Origin of the sequence: Pseudoxanthomonas putridarboris (assembly GCF_038321125.1) — a bacterium.
Taxonomy (GTDB): domain Bacteria; phylum Pseudomonadota; class Gammaproteobacteria; order Xanthomonadales; family Xanthomonadaceae; genus Pseudoxanthomonas_A; species Pseudoxanthomonas_A putridarboris.
Genome location: NZ_JBBWWT010000002.1, coordinates 53,467 through 72,409, shown reverse-complemented (window position 1 = coordinate 72,409; position 18,943 = coordinate 53,467). Strand labels below are relative to the sequence as shown.

19 protein-coding genes and 1 riboswitch are annotated in these 18,943 nt (G+C 68.4%); of the genes, 10 read left to right on the top strand and 9 right to left on the bottom strand.

Annotated features, from left to right (window positions below; all coding sequences use genetic code 11):
• Positions 1 to 28: 28 nt before the first annotated feature.
• Genes AAD027_RS04385 through AAD027_RS04375 form a run of 3 tightly spaced genes read left to right on the top strand, consistent with a single transcriptional unit; the run spans position 29 to position 1,924 of the window.
• A complete protein-coding gene (locus AAD027_RS04385; protein WP_341724810.1) occupies positions 29 to 766 on the top strand; it encodes a YceI family protein in 738 nt (245 codons plus the stop codon).
• On the top strand, positions 763 to 1,380 hold the full coding sequence (locus AAD027_RS04380) for a cytochrome b (protein WP_341724809.1): 618 nt from the start codon (positions 763 to 765) through the stop codon (positions 1,378 to 1,380). The genes AAD027_RS04385 and AAD027_RS04380 overlap by 4 nt, the downstream gene beginning before the upstream one ends.
• Positions 1,367 to 1,924: a YceI family protein gene (locus AAD027_RS04375; RefSeq protein ID WP_341724808.1), complete on the top strand. Its 558-nt coding sequence runs from the start codon at positions 1,367 to 1,369 to the stop codon at positions 1,922 to 1,924. The genes AAD027_RS04380 and AAD027_RS04375 overlap by 14 nt, the downstream gene beginning before the upstream one ends.
• Positions 1,925 to 1,942: 18 nt before the next feature.
• On the opposite strand, the gene AAD027_RS04370 is transcribed toward AAD027_RS04375, so the two are convergent.
• Positions 1,943 to 2,518: a hypothetical protein gene (locus tag AAD027_RS04370; RefSeq protein ID WP_341724807.1), complete on the bottom strand. Its 576-nt coding sequence runs from the start codon at positions 2,516 to 2,518 to the stop codon at positions 1,943 to 1,945.
• 72 nt (positions 2,519 to 2,590) lie between these two features.
• Positions 2,591 to 2,839 (bottom strand): glutaredoxin family protein, encoded by a 249-nt coding sequence (locus AAD027_RS04365; RefSeq protein WP_341724806.1) that lies wholly within the window; start codon positions 2,837 to 2,839, stop codon positions 2,591 to 2,593.
• Between the two features lie 71 nt (positions 2,840 to 2,910).
• Between AAD027_RS04365 and AAD027_RS04360 the strand changes: the two genes are divergently transcribed.
• On the top strand, positions 2,911 to 4,293 hold the full coding sequence (locus AAD027_RS04360; RefSeq protein ID WP_341724805.1) for an L-serine ammonia-lyase: 1,383 nt from the start codon (positions 2,911 to 2,913) through the stop codon (positions 4,291 to 4,293).
• Between the two features lie 24 nt (positions 4,294 to 4,317).
• On the opposite strand, the gene AAD027_RS04355 is transcribed toward AAD027_RS04360, so the two are convergent.
• Positions 4,318 to 4,914 carry a helix-turn-helix domain-containing protein gene (locus AAD027_RS04355; RefSeq protein WP_341724804.1) on the bottom strand — a complete coding sequence of 199 codons (597 nt, stop codon included), beginning with the start codon at positions 4,912 to 4,914 and terminating at the stop codon, positions 4,318 to 4,320.
• A 368-nt stretch (positions 4,915 to 5,282) separates the two neighbouring features.
• Between AAD027_RS04355 and AAD027_RS04350 the strand changes: the two genes are divergently transcribed.
• A complete protein-coding gene (locus AAD027_RS04350; protein WP_341724803.1) occupies positions 5,283 to 6,275 on the top strand; it encodes an alpha/beta fold hydrolase in 993 nt (330 codons plus the stop codon).
• Between the two features lie 51 nt (positions 6,276 to 6,326).
• Here AAD027_RS04350 and AAD027_RS04345 read toward each other — a convergent pair whose 3' ends face one another.
• From AAD027_RS04345 to metX, 3 genes are read right to left on the bottom strand one after another with little or no spacing between them, the layout of a single operon-like run.
• On the bottom strand, positions 6,327 to 7,400 hold the full coding sequence (locus AAD027_RS04345; RefSeq protein WP_341724802.1) for a homoserine dehydrogenase family protein: 1,074 nt from the start codon (positions 7,398 to 7,400) through the stop codon (positions 6,327 to 6,329).
• Complete coding sequence (locus AAD027_RS04340) at positions 7,397 to 8,635, bottom strand: O-succinylhomoserine (thiol)-lyase (RefSeq protein ID WP_341724801.1); 1,239 nt, start codon at positions 8,633 to 8,635, stop codon at positions 7,397 to 7,399. Before AAD027_RS04340 ends, AAD027_RS04345 begins: the two co-directional genes overlap by 4 nt.
• The gene (gene metX, locus AAD027_RS04335; RefSeq protein WP_425605408.1) at positions 8,632 to 9,645 is read right to left on the bottom strand and encodes a homoserine O-succinyltransferase MetX; all 1,014 of its coding nucleotides are present in this window, start codon (positions 9,643 to 9,645) and stop codon (positions 8,632 to 8,634) included. Before metX ends, AAD027_RS04340 begins: the two co-directional genes overlap by 4 nt.
• 142 nt (positions 9,646 to 9,787) lie before the next feature.
• A riboswitch (SAM riboswitch) is annotated at positions 9,788 to 9,903 on the bottom strand.
• A 114-nt stretch (positions 9,904 to 10,017) separates the two neighbouring features.
• Between metX and AAD027_RS04330 the strand changes: the two genes are divergently transcribed.
• The 5 genes from AAD027_RS04330 to AAD027_RS04310 all read left to right on the top strand — a co-directional run bounded on the left by AAD027_RS04330 (position 10,018) and on the right by AAD027_RS04310 (position 16,761).
• Entirely contained in the window at positions 10,018 to 11,109 is a 1,092-nt protein-coding gene (locus tag AAD027_RS04330; protein WP_341724799.1) for a phytase, read from the top strand.
• Complete coding sequence (locus tag AAD027_RS04325) at positions 11,106 to 12,035, top strand: peptidoglycan DD-metalloendopeptidase family protein (protein WP_341724798.1); 930 nt, start codon at positions 11,106 to 11,108, stop codon at positions 12,033 to 12,035. The genes AAD027_RS04330 and AAD027_RS04325 overlap by 4 nt, the downstream gene beginning before the upstream one ends.
• Before the next feature lie 128 nt (positions 12,036 to 12,163).
• A complete protein-coding gene (locus AAD027_RS04320) occupies positions 12,164 to 13,768 on the top strand; it encodes a peptide chain release factor 3 (RefSeq protein WP_341724797.1) in 1,605 nt (534 codons plus the stop codon).
• Between the two features lie 253 nt (positions 13,769 to 14,021).
• Positions 14,022 to 14,720 (top strand): PAQR family membrane homeostasis protein TrhA, encoded by a 699-nt coding sequence (gene trhA, locus AAD027_RS04315; protein WP_425605389.1) that lies wholly within the window; start codon positions 14,022 to 14,024, stop codon positions 14,718 to 14,720.
• A 91-nt stretch (positions 14,721 to 14,811) separates the two neighbouring features.
• Positions 14,812 to 16,761, top strand: a complete 1,950-nt coding sequence (locus tag AAD027_RS04310; protein ID WP_341724796.1) for an AsmA family protein — start codon at positions 14,812 to 14,814, stop codon at positions 16,759 to 16,761.
• Between the two features lie 9 nt (positions 16,762 to 16,770).
• On the opposite strand, the gene AAD027_RS04305 is transcribed toward AAD027_RS04310, so the two are convergent.
• The 3 genes from AAD027_RS04305 to mtgA are packed head-to-tail and all read right to left on the bottom strand — an operon-like array spanning position 16,771 to position 18,934.
• The gene (locus tag AAD027_RS04305) at positions 16,771 to 17,199 is read right to left on the bottom strand and encodes a CBS domain-containing protein (protein WP_341724795.1); all 429 of its coding nucleotides are present in this window, start codon (positions 17,197 to 17,199) and stop codon (positions 16,771 to 16,773) included.
• On the bottom strand, positions 17,159 to 18,190 hold the full coding sequence (locus AAD027_RS04300) for a glycosyltransferase family 2 protein (protein ID WP_341724794.1): 1,032 nt from the start codon (positions 18,188 to 18,190) through the stop codon (positions 17,159 to 17,161). Before AAD027_RS04300 ends, AAD027_RS04305 begins: the two co-directional genes overlap by 41 nt.
• Positions 18,191 to 18,196: 6 nt before the next feature.
• Complete coding sequence (gene mtgA / locus AAD027_RS04295; protein WP_341724793.1) at positions 18,197 to 18,934, bottom strand: monofunctional biosynthetic peptidoglycan transglycosylase; 738 nt, start codon at positions 18,932 to 18,934, stop codon at positions 18,197 to 18,199.
• Between the last annotated feature and the right edge of the window lie 9 nt (positions 18,935 to 18,943).

Here is an 18,943-nt window from a genome sequence, read left to right as displayed (position 1 = left end):
CAGCGTCCGGCCCCTAGAATCGGCGCCCATGCCCGGACTTCACGCCAGCTTCCGCTCCCGCCCGCGCGCCGCCAGGCTTGCGTGGCGCCTATGGCCCCTGCTGGCGCTGCTGCTGCCCGTGCTGGCCTGGGCCGACGACAGGATCGCCGAATACCAGTTGGACCCCGTGCACACGCGCGTGATGTTCGCGGTGGAACACGCGGGCTTCTCGCGCGCGATCGGCACCGTTTCCGGCAGCACCGGCACGCTGGCGTTCGACCCCGGCGACTGGACCCGCGCCCGGCTGGACGCCACCGTGCCGTTGGACCGGGTGGACCTGGGCGATGCGGAGTGGAACAAGGCCACCCTGGCCCGCTCCCTGCTGAACGTGGAGCAATACCCCACCGCGCACTTCGTTTCCACGCGCGTCGAACCGGTCGATGCGCAGCACGCCGCTGTCTACGGCACGCTGACCCTGCACGGGGTCTCGCGCGAAGTGAAGCTCGACGTCACCCTCAATGCCGCCAAGCGCCATCCGCTGCCGCCGTTCCGCCGCACCGTCGGGTTTTCCGCCACCGCCCGCATCAGCCGCGCGGAATTCGGCATCACCGCATGGAAATCGGTGATCGGCGACGACGTGGAACTGCGCATCGAAGCGGAAGCGACCTACCGCGGGAAGACCGGGGCGGAGGCGGAGGCCGAAACGGAGACCGGGACCGGGACCGAGGCCGACGACGACGCACGCGGACACGACGAAGAAGCCACCGCCCCGGAGCCGACGCCATGACCCTGAAGAACACCGACGAGCGCTGGGGCGCCATCAGCCAGTTGTTCCACTGGGTCATCGTGGCGCTGATCCTGGTGATGGCCTACCTGGGCCTGACCATGGGCGACCTGCCCAACGGCCCGCGCAAGATCAACGTCTACGCGCTGCACAAGTCCATCGGCCTGACCATCCTGGCGCTGGTCGTCCTGCGCGTGGCCTGGCGCCTGTATGCCGGCGCACCCGCCGCCGTGCCGGGCACGCCGACCTGGCAGCAACGCATCGCGTCGGTCACGCATGTCCTGCTGTACGCATTGCTGCTTGCCATCCCCTTGTCGGGCTGGGTGTTGAATTCGTCGGCCGGCTATCCGCTGCAGTGGTTCAAGCTGTTCAACCTGCCGGCCATCGCCGGGCGCAGCGACCGCGTGCACGAACTGGCCGAAGACGCCCACGAACTGCTGTTCTGGATACTGGTGGCGCTGGTGCTGGCGCATGCCGCGGCGGCGTTCTATCACCATCTATTTCAAAACGACGATACCTTGCGGCGGATGCTGCCGGGTCGCCGCAAGGCCATCGCGCCCCCTCCCGATCCCGTTCCCCCTTCCCCCACCCAGGATTCCCCCGATGAAACTGTCTGATCGCACGCGCATCGCGCTGGCCGGCTTGCTGCTGGCCACCGCACCGGCCATGGCGGCCGACTACGTGCAGGCCCCCGGCTCCACGCTGGTGTTCGCCAGCAACTACCAGGGCGAAACCTTCACCGGCAGGTTCGGCGGCTTCACCACCACATTGAGCTTCGACCCCGCGCAGCTGGCCACGTCGAAACTGGACGTGGTCATCCAACTGGCCGGCACGCAGACCGGCAACCGCGACCGCGACGACACGCTTTCCACCAGCGACTTCTTCAACGTCGCCAAGTTCGCGCAGGCGCGCTACACCGCCAGCACGTTCCGCTCGCTGGGCGGCAACCAGTACGCCGCCGACGGCACGCTGAGCCTGCGCGGCGTCAGCAAGCCGGTCACCCTGACCTTCACCTGGACGCCCGGCGCGCAGCCGGTGCTGTCCGGCAAGGCCACGGTCAAGCGCCTGGACTTCGGCGTGGGCGGCGGCGACTGGGCCGACACCGGCACCATCCCGAACGAAGTGGCGATCAGCACCAAGGTCGTCTTCAAGCCGAAGTGAATCCCGCGCGGGATGCGATCACTGCCGGCAGAAGCGCCGCTCGGGATTCCCCGGCGGCGTTTCGATCCGCCCCAGGCCATAGCTGAGCGCACCCAGCAGATCGCCTTCGCGCGCACGCGCGTGGCAGGCCAGGCATTCGCCTCGCGCCCGGATCGGGCCCATCGCGCGCGTACTCCCCGCCACGTCATGGACGACGAGCGACTGGCCCGACGCCAGCAGGCCAAGCATGTCGCTTTCCCATCCGGACAGATCGCGCGTGGGATGCCCGGGGGCTTGCCCCGACTCGGCATTCGCATGCTGGAAACCCATGAAGCGCCCCGCGTGGACCAGGGGCGGATCGTGTCGGGCGATGCCGATCAACTCCACATCGTGGACGCACCGTCCGCTGTCGCCGATGCCATCGAACTCATAGCGACGCATCTGCACCATCATCGGCGTCACGCGCCGTGGCCCAAAGCCATCGCTTTCGACGAACGCCTCGACGAACGCCTCATGCATCCGCTGGAGCGCCGGAGCATCCCCGTCCACCTGCGCGGTGGCCACCGAGGCCCCCGACCCGATCACGGCCAGCACCAGGACTGCAACGCGGAACATGCGGCTCTCCTTCGGCATGCGGATGCGCCAGCCTAGCCCGGCCATGCCCGCTCGTGCCGTCTTCGCGGCCGGTCATTGCGCTGGCGGACAGGTTGCCTGGCCAAGGAAGATACCCACGCGCCCGGCATCGAAAGGCCACTCCAGTTCCGCACCGGTGTCGCTGCATAGCAGCACCGGCACCCGGCTGCCGTAGCGCGCTTCCAATCCCGCGTCATCGTCGATGAACACGCTTTCGAACTCCGGCACCCGCGCCGCAGCCAGCACATCCAGCGCCAGGTCGCACAGATGGCAGTCGTCGCGTTGGTACAGGATCAGCGGCATGGGCGTCATCGGGTCCGGATCTGCTGCGACGCAGGAAGGTTTGCGCGCACGGGCAGCATAGAATACGCGCCATGGCAGTGAGCACGTTCGACCTGTTCAAGATCGGCATCGGTCCCAGTTCCTCGCACACGGTCGGCCCCATGCGGGCCGCCGCCCGTTTCGTCGCCCGCTGGCTGACCGAACCCGGCCGCCTGCCCGAGGTGGCCCGCATCCGCGCCGAGGTGTTCGGCTCGCTGGCCCTGACCGGCCGCGGCCACGGCACCGACAAGGCCGTGCTGATGGGCCTGGAAGGCCACTCTCCGAATGAGATCGACCCGGACATCATCCCGCCGGCGCTGGCCCGCATCCGCGGCTCCAGGCAGGTGCGGCTGGGCGGCACCCACGCCATCGCCTTCGACGAGAAGCGCGACCTGCTGATGAACAAGCGGCAGAAGCTGCCCTACCACACCAATGGCATGCGCTTCACCGCCTACGACGCCCACGACGAGGTGATCGCCACCCGCGACTACTATTCGGTCGGCGGCGGCTTCGTGGTCAACCAGGACGATGCCGCCTCGGACCGCATCGTTGCCGATGAAACGCCGCTGCCGTACCCGTTCCACAGCGGCGACGAACTGCTGGCCCAGTGCCAGCGCAGCGGGCTGAGCATCGCCCAACTGATGTTCGAGAACGAGAAGTGCTGGCGCGGCGAGGAGGAGATCCGCGACGGCCTGCGCGAGCTCTGGGGCGCCATGCAGGCCTGCGTGGCGCGCGGCATCCGCGAGGAAGGCACCCTGCCCGGCGGCCTGCACGTCTCCCGCCGCGCGCCCAGCCTGCACCGCGAGCTGTCCGGCAAGCCGGAGGCGGCGATGCGCGACCCGCTGACGGTGCTGGACTGGGTCAACCTGTACGCGCTGGCGGTGAACGAGGAGAACGCCGCCGGCGGGCGCGTGGTCACCGCACCCACCAACGGCGCGGCCGGCATCATCCCCTCGGTGCTGCACTACTTCGACCGCTTCTGTCCGGGCAGCAACGAGCAGCGCATCTTCGACTTCCTGCTCACCGCCTCCGCCATCGGCATCCTGTACAAGGAGAACGCCAGCATCAGCGGTGCCGAGGTCGGCTGCCAGGGCGAGGTGGGGGTGGCCTGTTCGATGGCCGCCGGCGGGCTGGTCGCCGCGCTGGGCGGCAGTCCCAGCCAGATCGAGAACGCGGCCGAGATCGGCATGGAGCACAACCTAGGGCTGACCTGCGACCCGATCGGCGGGCTGGTGCAGATCCCGTGCATCGAGCGCAACGCGATGGGCGCGGTCAAGGCGATCAACGCCAGCCGCATGGCCATGCGCGGCGACGGCAAGCACAAGGTCAGCCTGGACAAGGTGATCAAGACCATGCGCGACACCGGACGCGACATGCAGGACAAGTACAAGGAAACCTCACGCGGCGGACTGGCCGTCAATGTCATCGAGTGCTGAAACTGCGGCGAGGCCCTGTTCAGATCACCCCGCCGCCCTTGCCTTGGCCGCCGCGGACTGCGCCAGGATGATTTTCTTCCAATGATGTCGTCCCCAGAGGACGAACCGATATTCCTTGCCCCCGGCAACATGGATTGCCAACGAATTGGGAAATATCGGGATGACGTTGAGGAACTTCGTCCAGCAAGGACGAACAGTCTCTATCTCCGCGAGGCGGATCTCCGTTCTACCCGGCTGCACATTGATCGCATGCGAATCGAAGCGCAAACGCTCGCTTGTCAGGCATATCAGGCCACCGACCGTTTCCCATCCCCGCTGGAGATTGGCGAAGCCCTGCCGGACCAGGCGCTCCCCGGGCCGTCGGTCCATTGCCATGCGAGGCAAGGCCACCGCGTCCGTTACATTCTGATCGACATCCTTCCTGGTGAGTTCCGCCGAACTCAAGCCAAAAGCCGCCGCAATGGCGGCGCGCGATTCAAGCGACGCGCTGCCGGCGTTTTCCGCCCGCTGAACCGTGCGGGTGCTCAGGCCGGCTACCGTCGCCAACTGTTCCTGGGACCAGCAGCGCTCTTCGCGCAACTTCTTTATCAATGCACCGTCCAGCCTCATCGCCAGCACCATTCTTCCTCAAGCAGATTTCCAATGAAGGACTCTCGTTCACCTCGCGCCCACTGACCACGTCAGTCTTGCGACAGCCGGACGACAGCGACACGACACTGCTTTGGAATCAATGAATTACACAACCGGCGCCGGGCACTCAGCCCGGCTACTGCAGCCCAAATGCTGCTGACCAGTCCCGTTGTTCCCGCGGCGATTTCAGGCGATAGGGGGCGATCTTCATGCCCATGTCCGGATGATTTCGCTGTGGCGAGCATACCGTGGCGCGTGATCCTCCCGGAACCGGCACGACATCGGCCCGCCAGCGGCGTCTTAACTTTCCGAATGCGCGGCTCGTTACTCTACCCCTCCCCATATCGCCCTGTGCCCTGATGAAACGGCTCCCCGTCCTGCTGGCATTCGCCTGCGCGCCGCTCTCCCTTGCCGCCCAGGACGCGCACTACGGCGCGCGGCTGGAAGGCTTCGACTATCCCCATCCCGTGCAGCACTTCGGTTTCGCCTCGCAGGAGCAGGTGCTGGAGATGGCCTACCTGGACGTCGCGCCGAAGACACCCAACGGCCGCACCGTCGTGCTGCTGCACGGGAAGAACTTCTGCGCCGCCACGTGGGAATCGGCCATCGCGGCGCTCACCGGTGCCGGCTATCGCGTCATCGCGCCGGACCAGGTCGGCTTCTGCAAGTCCAGCAAGCCGCAGCGCTATCAATATTCGTTCGGGCAACTGGCGGCCAACACCCGTGCGCTGCTGGAAACACTCGGCATCGAACGCGCGGCGATCGTCGGTCACTCGATGGGCGGCATGCTCGCAGCGCGCTATGCGCTGCAATATCCGGATGCCACCGGGCAACTGGTGCTGGTCAACCCGATCGGGCTGGAGGACTGGAAGGCCGAGGGCGTGCCGTGGCGCAGTGTGGACGAATGGCATGCGCGCGAATTGAAGACCGGTTTCGACAGCATCCGCCAATACCAGCAGACCGTGTACTACGGCGGCCAATGGAAGCCCGAGTACGAACGCTGGGTGGAGATGCTGGGCGGCATGTACGCCGGCGACGGCAAGGCCGCCGTGGCATGGAGCCAGGCGCTGACCTCGGACATGGTGTTCAACCAGCCGGTCATGTACGAATTCCCGAAGATCGCCGTGCCGACCACGTTGTTCATCGGCCAGAAGGACCGCACCGCCATCGGCAAGGATCAGGCACCGCCGGAACTGGCGAAGCGGCTGGGCGACTATCCCGCGCTGGGCAGGCGCGCCGCGGCGGCGATTCCCGGCGCGACGCTGGTGGAATTCGCCGACCTGGGCCATTCGCCGCAGGTGGAAGCGCCCGCGCGCTTCAATGCGGCCCTGCTCGACGCATTGACGCCGTAGCGTGGGCCGCGCACCCGGAACGATCCCTTGTCCGCGTGCGCGCGGCCCACGCTACGGACGGGCGATGGCCAGCACATCGTCCAGCAACGCGGCCGCGGTGACTTCCGCTCCAGCGCCCGGACCCTGCACGACCAGCGGCTGTTCGGGATAGCGATCGCTGTAGATCGCGACCCGGTTGTCGGTACCGCCGCCGCCGCACAGCGGGTGATCGGCGGGCAGTGCCTGCAGGCCGACGCTGGCGCGCTCGGCATCGAAGCGACCAAGGAAGCGCAGCCTGGCGCCGTTGCGGTAGGCATCCTTGAACCGGGTCGCCAACGGAGCGTCCAGTTGCCCGAGCGCGGCGTCCAGTTCGGCCAGCGGCAATTCCGCAAGTTCCGCCGGCACCAGCGATTCGACGCGCACGTCCTCGGCCTGCAATGGCAGGCCGGCCGCGCGCGCCAGGATCAGCAGCTTGCGGCGCACGTCCTCGCCGGACAGGTCGATGCGCGGATCGGGTTCGGTATAGCCGGCCTGCCTCGCCTGCCGGACGAAGCCGGAGAACGCGCGCATGCCGTCGTAGTGGTTGAACAGCCACGCCAGCGAGCCGGACAGCACGCCTTCCACGCGATGGATGCGGTCGCCGCCGGCGACCAGCGCGCGCAGGCTGCGCAGCAGCGGCAGGCCGGCGCCGACGGTGGCGGCATCGCCGTAGCGCGCGCCGAAATCGGCCTGTGCCCGCGCGATCGCCTGCGCACGCGGCAGCGAGCCGCCGTTGCCCAGCTTGTTGGCGGTCACCACGTGCACGCCGCGCGAAAGCCATTCCGCATGCCAGTCGGCGACGGCTTCGCTGGCGGTGGCATCGACGACGATATCGCCCGAACGCAACGCTTCGCCCTCCGCCCACGGCGGCGGGCCGCCGTCGCGCGGTTCGGCCTGGTTGGCTTCGTCCAATGCCTGCTGCGCGGACGCATCGCAGGCATGCACCACGCGGGAGTTGGCCAGCCATGCCAGTTTCGGCACCGGCAATGCGCGATCCTGCAAACGCTGGTAGCGCGAAACGAAGGCGCCACCGACCACGCCGGTACCCAGCAGCGCGAGTTTCGGCGCGGCGCGCGAGGCGGTCGCCAGCCGGACGACGGTGCTCATGCGTCGGCGAGTTTGCGTTTGCCGGCCTTGATCACCGCCTCGGCACGGGCCAGTGCCGCCGACAGATCGGCCAGCAGGTCGTCGGTGGCCTCGATGCCCACCGACAGGCGCAGCAGGCCGTCGGAGATGCCGGCCTTGGCGCGCGCTTCCGGCGTCATCGCCGCATGCGTCATCGAGGCCGGGTGCGCGATCAGGCTTTCCACGCCGCCCAGCGACTCGGCCAGGGTGAAATAGCGCAGGCCGTCGACGAAGGCGCGCACCGCCTGCTCCTGCAGACCATGTTCGCCACCGGCCAGTTCGACGCTCAGCATGGCGCCGAAGCCCTTCTGCTGGCGCGCGGCCAGCGCATGGCCCGGGTGCGATTCCAGGCCCGGGAAGTACACCTGCGACACCACCGGATGCTGGTCCAGCAGCGCGGCGATGGCGGTGGCGTTTTCCTGGTGCACGCGCAGGCGCGCGTCCAGGGTGCGCAGGCCGCGCAGGGTCAGGAAACTGTCGAACGGCGAACCGGTCAGGCCCAGCGCGTTGGCCCACCACACCAGCTGATCGTGGACGTCCTTCTCGCGCGCCACCACCGCGCCGCCGACCACGTCGCTGTGGCCGTTGATGTACTTGGTGGTGGAATGGACGACCAGGTCGGCGCCGAACTCGATGGGCTTCTGCAGCGCCGGCGACAGGAAGGTGTTGTCCACCACGGTGACCGCGCCGGCCTTGTGCGCGGCGTCGATGACGAAGCGCAGGTCGGTGATGCGCAGCAGCGGGTTGGATGGGGTTTCGATCAACACCAGCTTCGGCGATTGGGCCAGCGCGTCGGCCAGCGAGCGCGGATCGGTCAGGTCGGCGGTGGTCAGTTCGAAATGACCCTTCTTCGCCAGGGCGTTGAACAGGCGCCAGCTGCCGCCGTAGGCGTCGTGCGGCACCACCAGGCGGTCGCCGGGCTGCAGCAGCGCGTTCAGCACCAGGGTGATCGCGCCCATGCCGGTGGAGGTGACGACGGCGCCGGCGCCGCCCTCCAGTTCGGCCAGCGCGTCGGCCAGCAGGTCGCGGGTGGGATTGCCGCTGCGGGTGTAGTCGTATTCGCGCTTGTTGCCGAAGCCGTCGAAGCTGAAGTTGGACGACAGCACGATGGGCGGCGTCACCGCGCCGTAGGCGGTATCACGGTCGATGCCGGCGCGCACGGCGGAGGTGGCGGAACGACACGGGGCGTCGGCGTCGGTCGGGGTATGGGTGCTCATGCGTTGTCTCCGGTGCCGCGCAGGGCCGAGGTGAGGATGGAATCGATGCGATCGGTTTCTTTCAGGAAGGCGTCGTGGCCGTACGGCGAGCGCAGCACGCGCAACTGGCCCAGGATGCCCAGGCCTTCGACCAGCGCGACGGAATCGGACAGCGGCACCAGGCGGTCGCCTTCCACCGCGACCACCACGGTCGGCACGCGGACGTCGGCGGGCGCGACGCGGTGCAGGTCGATGGATTCGGACAGGCGCACGTAGGCGGTGACCGGCGTGCGCGCGACGTACTGCGCGCCGGCGGCGTCCAGGTAGTCCTCGGCGGCGCAGCGCACGCGGCCGTTGACGATCTCCGGCGCGGCATCGAAGCGTTCGCCGAATTCCTCCGGCGTGCGGTAGCTCAGCATGGCGAACTGGCGCGCCAGCGACAGGCCCTGCGCATCGGCGCATTGCAACTGGCCCAGCGTGACCGCGCGGCGTTGGAGCGCACGCCACGCGGCGGCATACGGATGCGCGCGATGGGCGCCGCTGACGGCGACCAGCTTCCCGATGCGTTCCGGATGGCGCGCGGCGAACTGCAGGCCGACCAGCGCGCCATAGGAATAACCGACGAAGGCCTCCAGCCGCGCGATGCCCAGTGCCGCCAGCAGCTTGGCGATGGCGTCGGCCTGGTCGGTCGAATCGATGGGCGCGTCCAGGCGCCCGTCGGCGCCGATGAAATCGAAGGCGAGCAGTTGGCGGTGCGCCGGGTCCAGCGCGCGGCCGGCGCCGACCAGGTCGTTCAACCAGCCGGCTTCGGGAAACACGTCGCTCGCCGCCAGGTGGCGATGCGCGGAAATGCCGCCGGCGACGAACACCACCGGCGCGCCCACCGGTCCCTGCAATTCGTAGCGCAGGGTGACCGCACGGGTGCCGGCGTGGCGCATGGCCAGTTCCACCACCACTTCGCCGCGCACGGCGCGCGGGGCGTCGTCCTGCACGGACGAGGCCTGCACGGATGGGAACAGGACGCCTTCGATGGGCGAAGGTTCGGCAAGGCGGTTCAGGGCGGGGCTGACGAAACTCATGGCGGCATCCGGTGGGTTCGGTTCGTCCCTCGCGGGACGGGACAACACCACCGAGCTTCGCGGAGCTCGCGTTCGCCGTGCGAAGGCACGGTACGAACCATCTTCCGGCAGACGCTGGGTCCCCGCAGGATTTGGCACCTACACGGCGCTTGCGCGTCGCTGGCTGCCCCGGCTTCTTCGGGCCTGTCCCTCTGCCGGTCTCGATGGTGGGGCTACTTTGCCGCAGGTTCGCGGCGATGTCAATCGCTTTATTCGGATAAAGCGATGGAAGATGAACCCGGCCACCCTCGCCCGCGCCTGCGACGATGCCGCATAATTCGTCGCATGACCCGAAACTTCCTGTTGGCCGGGCTTTGCGCCGTCCTGTTGGCCGCCTGCAGCACCCCTGCGCCGCGCACTTCCACGCCCCCGGCGCCGACACCGAAAACTCCCGCCGATGCGGTGATCGCCGAAGCCTGGGTGTCCGAACCGGTGCCCGGCGACGAGCTGGATTCGCTGGTGGCGTGGCCCACCGAGGAAGGTCCGGTCTGGCTGATCGCCACCGCCAAGGCCAGCCACCGCCTGGCCGTGTACGACGCCGACACCGGCCGCCGCCTGCGCACCGTGGGCGGGCCGGGCACCGCCCCGGGCCGGTTCAACCGGCCCAATGGCATCGCCGCGTTCGGCGACCTGCTGTTCGTGGCCGAACGCGACAACCACCGCGTGCAGGCGTTCCGCCTGCCGGAATTCGAGCCGCTGGGCAGCTTCGGCGAGGACGTGCTGGGTTCGCCCTACGGCCTGTGGCTGCAGGAAACCGGCCCGGGCGAGTTGGAGTTGTTCGTCACCGACAGCTTCATGGCCGATTTCCGCATCGGCAAGCTGCCGCCGATGGAAGAACTCGACCGCCGCGTGAAGCGCTTCCGCGTGCAGGTGGACGCGGACGGCGAGCTGCGGACGGAACTGCTGGGCAGCTTCGGCGACACCGGCGAAGCCGGCGCATTGCGGATGGTCGAATCCATCGCCGGCGACCCGGCGCACCAGCGGCTGCTGATCGCCGAGGAAGACCGCCGCGTGGGTTCCACCCTGCGCGACTACACGCTTGCCGGCCACTACAACGGCCATAGCCTGCCGATCTTCGACGCCGACGCCGAAGGCATCGCGCTGTGGGCCTGCAATGCCGAGGACGGTTACTGGGTGGCGGTGGACCAGTTGACGCCCACGCGCTTCCGCGTGTTCGACCGCGCCACGCTGGCGCCGAGCGGCGTGTTCTCCGGGCAGGTCACCGCCAACACCGACGGCGAGGCCATCTACGCCATGCCCACGCCGCGCTTCCCGGCCGGTGCGCTGTTCGCGCTGCACGACGACGTATCGCTGACGGCGTTCGACCTGCGCGACATCGCGCGTGCGCTGGACCTGCACGAAGACTGCCACCGATGAGCGCACTGCGTGCCCTGCTGACGGGGTGCGTGGCGGGTGCCCTGCTGTGCACCGCCGCCAGCGCCGATGCCGCGCGGCTGTACCGCTGGAAGGACAAGGAGGGCTACACGCAATACGGCGACCAGCCGCCCCAGCCCGACCAGGTGGCGGGCGGCGACCTGGACGTGATGCGCTTCCGCAATCCGCCCAGCGCATTGGTGCGGTTGCGGCTGGAAAAGCAGGGCCTGCGCTACCAGGCCTGGGCCGACAACCTGATGCATGGACCGGTGGAGGTGCAACTGGGCTTCCGCCGCCAGCGCAGCGTGCACAGCGCGCCCACCCTGCCCGCGCGCACCGTGGTGCCGGCCCGCAGCAGCGTGCTGGTGGCCAACATCAGCGTGACCGATCCGCTGCGCGGCGGCGATTTCGAGCTGTCGCTGGACGGCATGCCGGGCGATCCCGCCAGCCAGCCGCAGGATTACGAGTACCGCATTCCCTTCGACTACGGCCGCGTGCGCGTGGACCAGGGGCCGGGCGGGCGCTTCAGCCACAGCGACCCGCAGAACCTCCATGCCGTCGACTTCGCCGTGCCCGAGGGCACGCGGATCGTGGCCGCCCGCGAGGGGCTGGTGATGCAGGTGGAATCGGATTTCGACAAGGCCGGCCTCAACCGCGAGAAATACGGCGGCCGCGCCAATTTCATCCGCATCCTGCACGCCGACGGCAGCATGGCGGTGTACGCCCACTTGCGGCCGGAGGGCGCGCAGGTGCGCGTGGGCCAGTACGTGCGCAAGGGCCAGTACATCGGCCTGTCGGGCAACACCGGCTTCTCCACCGCGCCGCACCTGCATTTCGTGGTGCAGGCCAACCGCGGCATGCGGCTGGAATCGGTGCCGTTCCGGATGTTCGGCCCACTGGGGCAATTGCAGTTCCCGACGGACCGGTGAAGCGTTGGCGGGCCCCGGGCTGTCGGGAATCCGCTTCACCATAAACCGGCCGCCCGGAACCCGCCGGCGCAGCCGGTATAATCCCGCCCTCCCTAGCCTCTTCCGCGCCCACCCTGGGCGTCCGCCCCATGCCCGAAGTTTCCACCGAAGCCGCGCGCCGCCGCACCTTCGCCATCATTTCCCACCCCGACGCCGGCAAGACCACGCTGACCGAGAAGCTGCTGCTGTTCGGCGGCGCGATCCAGATGGCCGGCTCGGTGAAGGGCCGCAAGGCCGCGCGCCATGCGACGTCCGACTGGATGGCGCTGGAAAAGGAGCGCGGCATCTCGGTCACCTCGTCGGTGATGCAGTTCCCGTACGAAGGCAAGATCGTCAACCTGCTGGACACCCCGGGCCACGCCGACTTCGGCGAGGACACCTATCGCGTGCTGACCGCGGTGGACTCGGCGCTGATGGTCATCGACGTGGCCAAGGGCGTGGAGGAACGCACCATCAAGTTGATGGAGGTCTGCCGCCTGCGCGACACGCCCATCATGACCTTCATCAACAAGCTGGACCGCGAGGGCCGCGAGCCGATCGAACTGCTGGACGAGGTGGAAAGCGTGCTGGGCATCCAGTGCGCGCCGGTGACCTGGCCGATCGGCATGGGGTCGCGCCTGAAGGGCGTCGTGCACCTGGTTAGCGGCGAAGTGCACCTGTACGAGCCGGGCCGCAATTTCACCCGCCAGGATTCGACCATCTTCGCCTCGCTGGACGATCCCGGCCTGGAAGCGAAGATCGGCGCCGAAATGCTGGCCGGCCTGCGCGACGAACTGGAGCTGGTGCAGGGCGCCAGCCATCCGTTCGACCTGCAGGCCTACCGCGAAGGACGGCAGACGCCGGTGTTCTTCGGCTCGGCGGTCAACAACTTCGGCGTGCAGCCGCTGCTGGACTTCTTCGTCGAACATGCCCCGCCGCCGCAGCCGCGCGCGACCACCACGCGCACCGTGGACCCAGCGGAACCGAAACTGACCGGCTTCGTGTTCAAGATCCAGGCCAACATGGACCCGCAGCATCGCGACCGCGTCGCCTTCATGCGGGTGTGCTCGGGCCGCTTTGAGGCCGGCATGAAGACCTTCCATGCGCGCACCGGCAAGGAGATGAAGCTGGCCAACGCGCTGACCTTCATGGCCAGCGACCGCGAGATCGCCGCCGAGGCCTGGCCGGGCGACGTGATCGGCATCCACAACCACGGCACCATCTCCATCGGCGACACCTTCACCGAGGGCGAGGCGATCGGCTTCACCGGCATCCCCAACTTCGCGCCCGAGCTGTTCCGCCGCGCCCGCCTGCGCGATCCGCTGAAGCTCAAGCAGTTGCAGAAGGGCCTGGCGCAGCTGAGCGAGGAAGGCGCCACCCAGTTCTTCCGCCCGCTGATGAGCAACGACCTGATCCTGGGCGCGGTGGGCACGTTGCAGTTCGACGTGGTGGCCTACCGGCTGAAGGACGAATACGGCGTGGACGCCAGCTTCGAGCCGGTCGGCGTGGTCACCGCGCGCTGGGTGCGTTGCGACAACGCGAAGAAGTTCGAGGAATTCCGCGACAAGAACGCGATGAACCTGGCGCTGGACGCGGCCGGCCAGCTGGTCTACCTGGCGCCGACGCGAGTGAACCTGCAACTGGCGCAGGAACGCGCGCCGGACGTGGCCTTCCTGGCCACGCGCGAGCACGCGCACAGCGTGGCGCTGGACTGACCGAAGCTCCTCCTCTGTAGGAGCGGCTTCAGCCGCGACCGGAACCTGGCTGGCAACGAAAGGCTTGTCCTCATGCGGACGGACACGCGCCACCGTTCTGTCTGGATCTGCCGTCCCATGCCTGATCCATGTCGAGAGGGCACTTCAGCCATGCGGTCGCGGCTGAAGCCGCTCCTACAGGGGCCGGCTCCGTGCTGAATGCCGGGCCGGCGTACAGATGCGTCGATTGCTGCATTGCGGTAATTTTGTCGCCATGAGCACCGATCCCTCGCCCTTCAAGACCTTGCGCGCGCGCAAGCGGGCCGACCACCTGGCCGACATGCGCGACGAGATCGCCAGCGCGCTGACCCATGGCCTGGGTGCCGTGGCGGCGCTGGCCGGCGGCGCGGTGCTGATCACGCTGGCCGCGATCCATGGCGACGGCTGGCAACTGGGCGCTTCCATCGTCTTCGGCATCACCCTGCTGCTGCTCTACACCGCGTCCACGCTGTACCACGCCATCCAGCATCCTGTGGCCAAGGGACGGCTGAAAGTCTTCGACCACTGCGCCATCTATCTGCTGATCGCCGGCACCTACACGCCGTTCACGCTGATCGGCCTGCGCGGGCCCTGGGGCTGGGGGTTGTTCGCCGCGATCTGGACGCTGGCCATCGCCGGCGTCGTCTTCAAGCTGTTCTACACAGGCCGCTTCAAGCTGCTGTCCACGCTGATCTACATCGCGATGGGCTGGCTGGTGATCGTGGCGATCCGGCCGCTGCTGCAATCGCTGGACGGCTGGACGCTGGGCTGGCTGCTGGCCGGAGGCCTGTTCTACACGCTGGGCACCTACTTCTACCATCGCGAATCGATCCGTTATTCGCACGCGATCTGGCACCTGTTCGTGATCGCCGGCAGCGTCTGCCATTTCATCGCGGTGACCGAACAGATATTGATGCCGCGACTGGGCGGCTGATTCACGCGATGCTGCGGTTCATGTCCCGCGCATGAATCGCTGAGGCGCCGCTTCGCAGCATCTGAACACATGGCGGCCAACCATGGGCGCCATGAGCCAGGCGACACGCCCGCGACGCCGTTTCCCACGCCTGCGGCCACTCTCGCGCACCAGCACCATCGTGCTGGGCGTGGTGGCGGCACTCGTCGTCGTGTTGCTGCTCCTGTTCGAATGGAACTGGCTGCGCCGCCCGATCGAGCGCGTCGTGCAATGGCAAACCGGGCGGAGTTTCCATATCGGCGGCGACCTGGACGTCGACCTGGGACGCGTCACCACGATCCGCGCCGATGCGCTGACCTTCGGCAATGCCGCGTGGTCGAAGGTGCCGACGATGGCCTCGGCCGACCGCGCCGAGCTGAGCGTCGAAGTGCTGTCGCTGGTCTTGCGGCGCGAAACGCGCATCCCCGCCATCAGGCTGCAGAAGCCGCGGTTGCGGCTGGAGATGGGACCGGACGGCACGGGCAACTGGGTGTTCGGCGAACCCGGCGAGAGCCGGATCCGCTACCGCGCGTTGTGGATCGAGGACGGCCGCCTCAGTTACCTCGATCCGGGCAGCAAGACCGGGATCGAACTGCAACTGGACAGTGCGGAAAGCCGCCGCGGAGCCGAATCGCCTCCGGTCGACGTGAAGGGCGGCGGACATTGGACCGGCAGCCGCTTCACCCTCGCCGGACGCGTGGAATCTCCCCTGGCATTGCGCGACACCGACAAACCTTATCGGATCAACCTGCGCGCCACCGCCGGGCCGACGCGCGCCCATGCGCGGGGTACGCTGCTGGACCCGTTCCGTCTGCGCGATTTCGATCTCCGCCTGATGCTGACGGGCCAGGACCTGGAGGACCTCTATCCCCTGATCGGCGTGGCCACGCCCCCTACCCCTCCCTACCGGCTCGACGGCCGTTTCACCCGCGATGGCGACAGCTGGCGCTACGACGATTTCACCGGCACCGTCGGCGACAGCGATCTTTCCGGTTCGGCCAGCATCACCGTGGGGCGCGACCGTCCGTTGCTGAAAGCGGATCTGGTGTCGAAGCGATTGGATTTCGACGATCTGGCCGGCTTCGTGGGCGCGCCCCCCGAGACCGGCGGCACGGAGACCAGCAATCCGGAACAGAAAGCCCAGTCGGCCAAGCGGGCCGCCGAGGCCCGCCTGCTGCCGGACACGCCGTACGACCTGACCAAGTTGCGCGCGATGGATGCGGACGTGCGCTGGAAGGCGCAACGCATCAATGCACCGGGGCTGCCCATCGACAACATGGACGCGCACCTGTTGCTGGATGCCGGCCTGCTCCGGCTGGAGCCGCTCAACTTCGGCGTCGCCCAGGGCAATGTCCGTTCGACGATCCGCATGGATGCGCGGGCGGACACCATCCGCACCGACGCCCGGATCGCCGCGCGCGGCCTCGACCTGGGCAAACTGTTCCCGGACGTGCAACTCACCCGCGACGCCATCGGCCGCATCGGCGGCGACATCGCGATCTCCGGCACCGGCAACTCCATCGCGCAGATCCTGGGCAGCGCCGACGGCGATATCGCGCTGGGCATGGGCCGGGGCCGCATCAGCAACCTGCTGATGGAACTGGCCGGCCTGGACATCGCCGAATCCCTGAAGTTCCTGGTGACGAAGGACCGCACCGTGCCGATCCGCTGCGCCTTCGGCGACTTCGCGGTGAAGGACGGCACGATGCAGGCGCGCGCGCTGGCGTTCGACTCCACCGACACGATCATCGTCGGCAAGGGCACGATCAGCCTGAAGGACGAGACGCTGGACCTGGAACTGCGGCCGCGTCCCAAGGACCGCAGCATCCTGGCGCTGCGCTCGCCGCTGGTGGTGGGCGGCACCTTCAAGGATCCGTCGTTCCGCCCCGATTTCAAGCGCCTGGGCCTGCGTGGCGCCACCGCGCTGGTGCTGGGCAGCATCGCGCCGCCGGCCGCGCTGCTGGCGACACTCGAAGTGGGGCCGGGCGAGGACAGCGGCTGCGGCGGGCAGTACGCGGAATAGGCGCGGCGGTCAGCTGGCGATGTAGCGCTGCAACTGGTCCAGTTCCACCTGCTGGTCCTCGATCACCGCCTTGACCAGGTCGCCGATGGACACCACGCCGACGACGCTGTCGCCTTCCACCACCGGCAGATGGCGGATGCGGTGCTGGGTGACCACCTGCATGCAATGGTCCACCGTATCGTCCAGCCGCACCGTCACCACCTTGGCGGTCATGATGTCGCGCACCGGCGTATTGGCCGACGAACGGCCCTGCAGCACCACCTTGCGGGCGTAGTCGCGCTCGGACACGATGCCGCTCAGCCGCGGCCCCTGCATGGCGAGCACAGCGCCGACGCCTTTCTCCGCCATCAGCTTGATGGCGTCGAGGACCGACGAATCCGGGGAAACTGAGAAGACTTCAGGGGTCTTGGCCCCCAGCAACTGACGAACCGTGCGCATGGCTGCCTCCGTGATGGAGAGAGGATCGGTCGGGTTGTGGCAAGGATACTCCTGCCCCACCGGGTTGCCACACATCGATCAGGTAAAGCGGGCGCTGCTTGGCTTCCTCGTACAACCGGCCCAGGTACTCGCCGATCAGGCCCAGCGCGACCAGTTGCACGCCGCCCAGGAACAGCACCACCGTCATCATCGTCGGCCAGCCCGCCACCGGGTCGCCCCACAGCAGCGCCTTCAGCACCACCCAGATCGCGAAGGCGAACGCCAGCAGCGCCGTCATCACGCCCAGGTAGGTCGCCGCGCGCAATGGCGCGGTCGAGAAACTGGTGATGCCCTCCAGCGCGAAGTTCCACAGTTTCCAGAAGCCGAAGCTGCTGCGGCCGGCCATCCGCGCCTCACGGTGATAGGGCATGGCGACCTGGTTGAAGCCGACCCAGCCGAACAGGCCTTTCATGAAACGGTGGCGTTCGCGCAGTTCGCGCAGGGCCGCCAGCGCGCGCGGCGACAGCAGCCGGAAATCGCCGGTGTCGGCCGGAATGGGCGTCTTCGACAGGCGCCCGATCACCCGGTAGAACGCATGCGCCGTGGAACGCTTCAGCCAGCCTTCGCCCTCGCGCCGGATGCGGGTGCCGTGCACGTTGTCGTAGCCGGCCCGCCATTGGCGGACGAATTCACCGATCAGTTCGGGGGGGTCCTGTCCGTCGGCGTCGAGGATCAAGGCAGCCCCTTCATCGACACGGTCCAGCCCCGCCGTCAGCGCGGCCTCCTTGCCGAAATTGCGCGAAAGGCGCAGCAGCGAAACGCGCGGGTCGGCACCGGCCAGCGCCCGCAGCACCGGCCAGGTGTTGTCGGTGCTGCCGTCGTCCACGTAGAGCACGCGGCCACGCACGTCCGCCAGGCCGTCCAACGCCGCCGCGATGCGCGGATGCAGCAGCGGAAGGGTCTGCGCTTCGTTGAAGGCGGCCACGACGACGGTAAGCGAGTGAGGGGTCATCCGGATTCAGTCCAACGTCTGCAGGTAGTCGGTGCCGCCGATCTGCTGGACCTGGCGCTGTATCCAGCGCGCGCGGCGCTGCACGTAGGGGCCGGGATCGCGGGCGTCGTAGCGACGGGGCGAGGGCAGCACAGCCGCCAGACGGGCGCTTTCCGCCGGAGTGAGCCGCGATGCGTCCTTGCCCCAGTACCGGCGCGCGGCCGCCTGCGCGCCATACACCCCATCGCCCAGTTCGGCCACGTTGGCATAGACCTCCAGGATGCGCGTCTTCGGCCACATCAGCTCGATCAGCAACGTGTACCAGGCCTCGAACCCCTTGCGCAGCCAGCGCGAGGCGCGGCTCTGGCCCTGCCACAGGAACAGGTTCTTGGCGACCTGCTGGCTGATGGTGCTGGCGCCGCGCACCTTCCGGCCCTTGGCGTTGCTGGCGCGCGCCTTCTGGATGGCCGGCAGGTCGAACCCATGGTGATCGGCGAAATTCTGGTCCTCCGCCGCCACCATCGACAGCGGCAGGCTGGGCGCGATGCGATCCAGATCGCGCCACTGGTAGGACACCCCGAAGCGCCACTCGCCCTGCCCCCACGCCTCCAGTTGCCGCCCCGCCATGAAGGCCGTGAACGGAGGATCGACGAAGCGCAGCACAGCCACCTGCAGCGCGCTGGCCGCGGCGAACAGGAAAGGCAGCGCGACCAGCCAGCGCAACCAGCGCCGCAGGCGGCGGGGCGGTGATGACGGCTGGCTCATCCCGCCATC

What these genes read in the sequence shown, in the direction of transcription:
- AAD027_RS04385 (WP_341724810.1), top strand. Translation starts at nt 29, where the DNA reads ATGCCCGGACTTCACGCCAGCTTCCGCTCCCGCCCGCGCGCCGCCAGG.
- AAD027_RS04380 (WP_341724809.1), top strand. Translation starts at nt 763, where the DNA reads ATGACCCTGAAGAACACCGACGAGCGCTGGGGCGCCATCAGCCAGTTG.
- AAD027_RS04375 (WP_341724808.1), top strand. Translation starts at nt 1,367, where the DNA reads ATGAAACTGTCTGATCGCACGCGCATCGCGCTGGCCGGCTTGCTGCTG.
- AAD027_RS04370 (WP_341724807.1), bottom strand. Translation starts at nt 2,518, where the DNA reads ATGTTCCGCGTTGCAGTCCTGGTGCTGGCCGTGATCGGGTCGGGGGCC.
- AAD027_RS04365 (WP_341724806.1), bottom strand. Translation starts at nt 2,839, where the DNA reads ATGCCGCTGATCCTGTACCAACGCGACGACTGCCATCTGTGCGACCTG.
- AAD027_RS04360 (WP_341724805.1), top strand. Translation starts at nt 2,911, where the DNA reads ATGGCAGTGAGCACGTTCGACCTGTTCAAGATCGGCATCGGTCCCAGT.
- AAD027_RS04355 (WP_341724804.1), bottom strand. Translation starts at nt 4,914, where the DNA reads ATGGTGCTGGCGATGAGGCTGGACGGTGCATTGATAAAGAAGTTGCGC.
- AAD027_RS04350 (WP_341724803.1), top strand. Translation starts at nt 5,283, where the DNA reads ATGAAACGGCTCCCCGTCCTGCTGGCATTCGCCTGCGCGCCGCTCTCC.
- AAD027_RS04345 (WP_341724802.1), bottom strand. Translation starts at nt 7,400, where the DNA reads ATGAGCACCGTCGTCCGGCTGGCGACCGCCTCGCGCGCCGCGCCGAAA.
- AAD027_RS04340 (WP_341724801.1), bottom strand. Translation starts at nt 8,635, where the DNA reads ATGAGCACCCATACCCCGACCGACGCCGACGCCCCGTGTCGTTCCGCC.
- AAD027_RS04330 (WP_341724799.1), top strand. Translation starts at nt 10,018, where the DNA reads ATGACCCGAAACTTCCTGTTGGCCGGGCTTTGCGCCGTCCTGTTGGCC.
- AAD027_RS04325 (WP_341724798.1), top strand. Translation starts at nt 11,106, where the DNA reads ATGAGCGCACTGCGTGCCCTGCTGACGGGGTGCGTGGCGGGTGCCCTG.
- AAD027_RS04320 (WP_341724797.1), top strand. Translation starts at nt 12,164, where the DNA reads ATGCCCGAAGTTTCCACCGAAGCCGCGCGCCGCCGCACCTTCGCCATC.
- trhA (WP_425605389.1), top strand. Translation starts at nt 14,022, where the DNA reads ATGAGCACCGATCCCTCGCCCTTCAAGACCTTGCGCGCGCGCAAGCGG.
- AAD027_RS04310 (WP_341724796.1), top strand. Translation starts at nt 14,812, where the DNA reads ATGAGCCAGGCGACACGCCCGCGACGCCGTTTCCCACGCCTGCGGCCA.
- AAD027_RS04305 (WP_341724795.1), bottom strand. Translation starts at nt 17,199, where the DNA reads ATGCGCACGGTTCGTCAGTTGCTGGGGGCCAAGACCCCTGAAGTCTTC.
- AAD027_RS04300 (WP_341724794.1), bottom strand. Translation starts at nt 18,190, where the DNA reads ATGACCCCTCACTCGCTTACCGTCGTCGTGGCCGCCTTCAACGAAGCG.
- mtgA (WP_341724793.1), bottom strand. Translation starts at nt 18,934, where the DNA reads ATGAGCCAGCCGTCATCACCGCCCCGCCGCCTGCGGCGCTGGTTGCGC.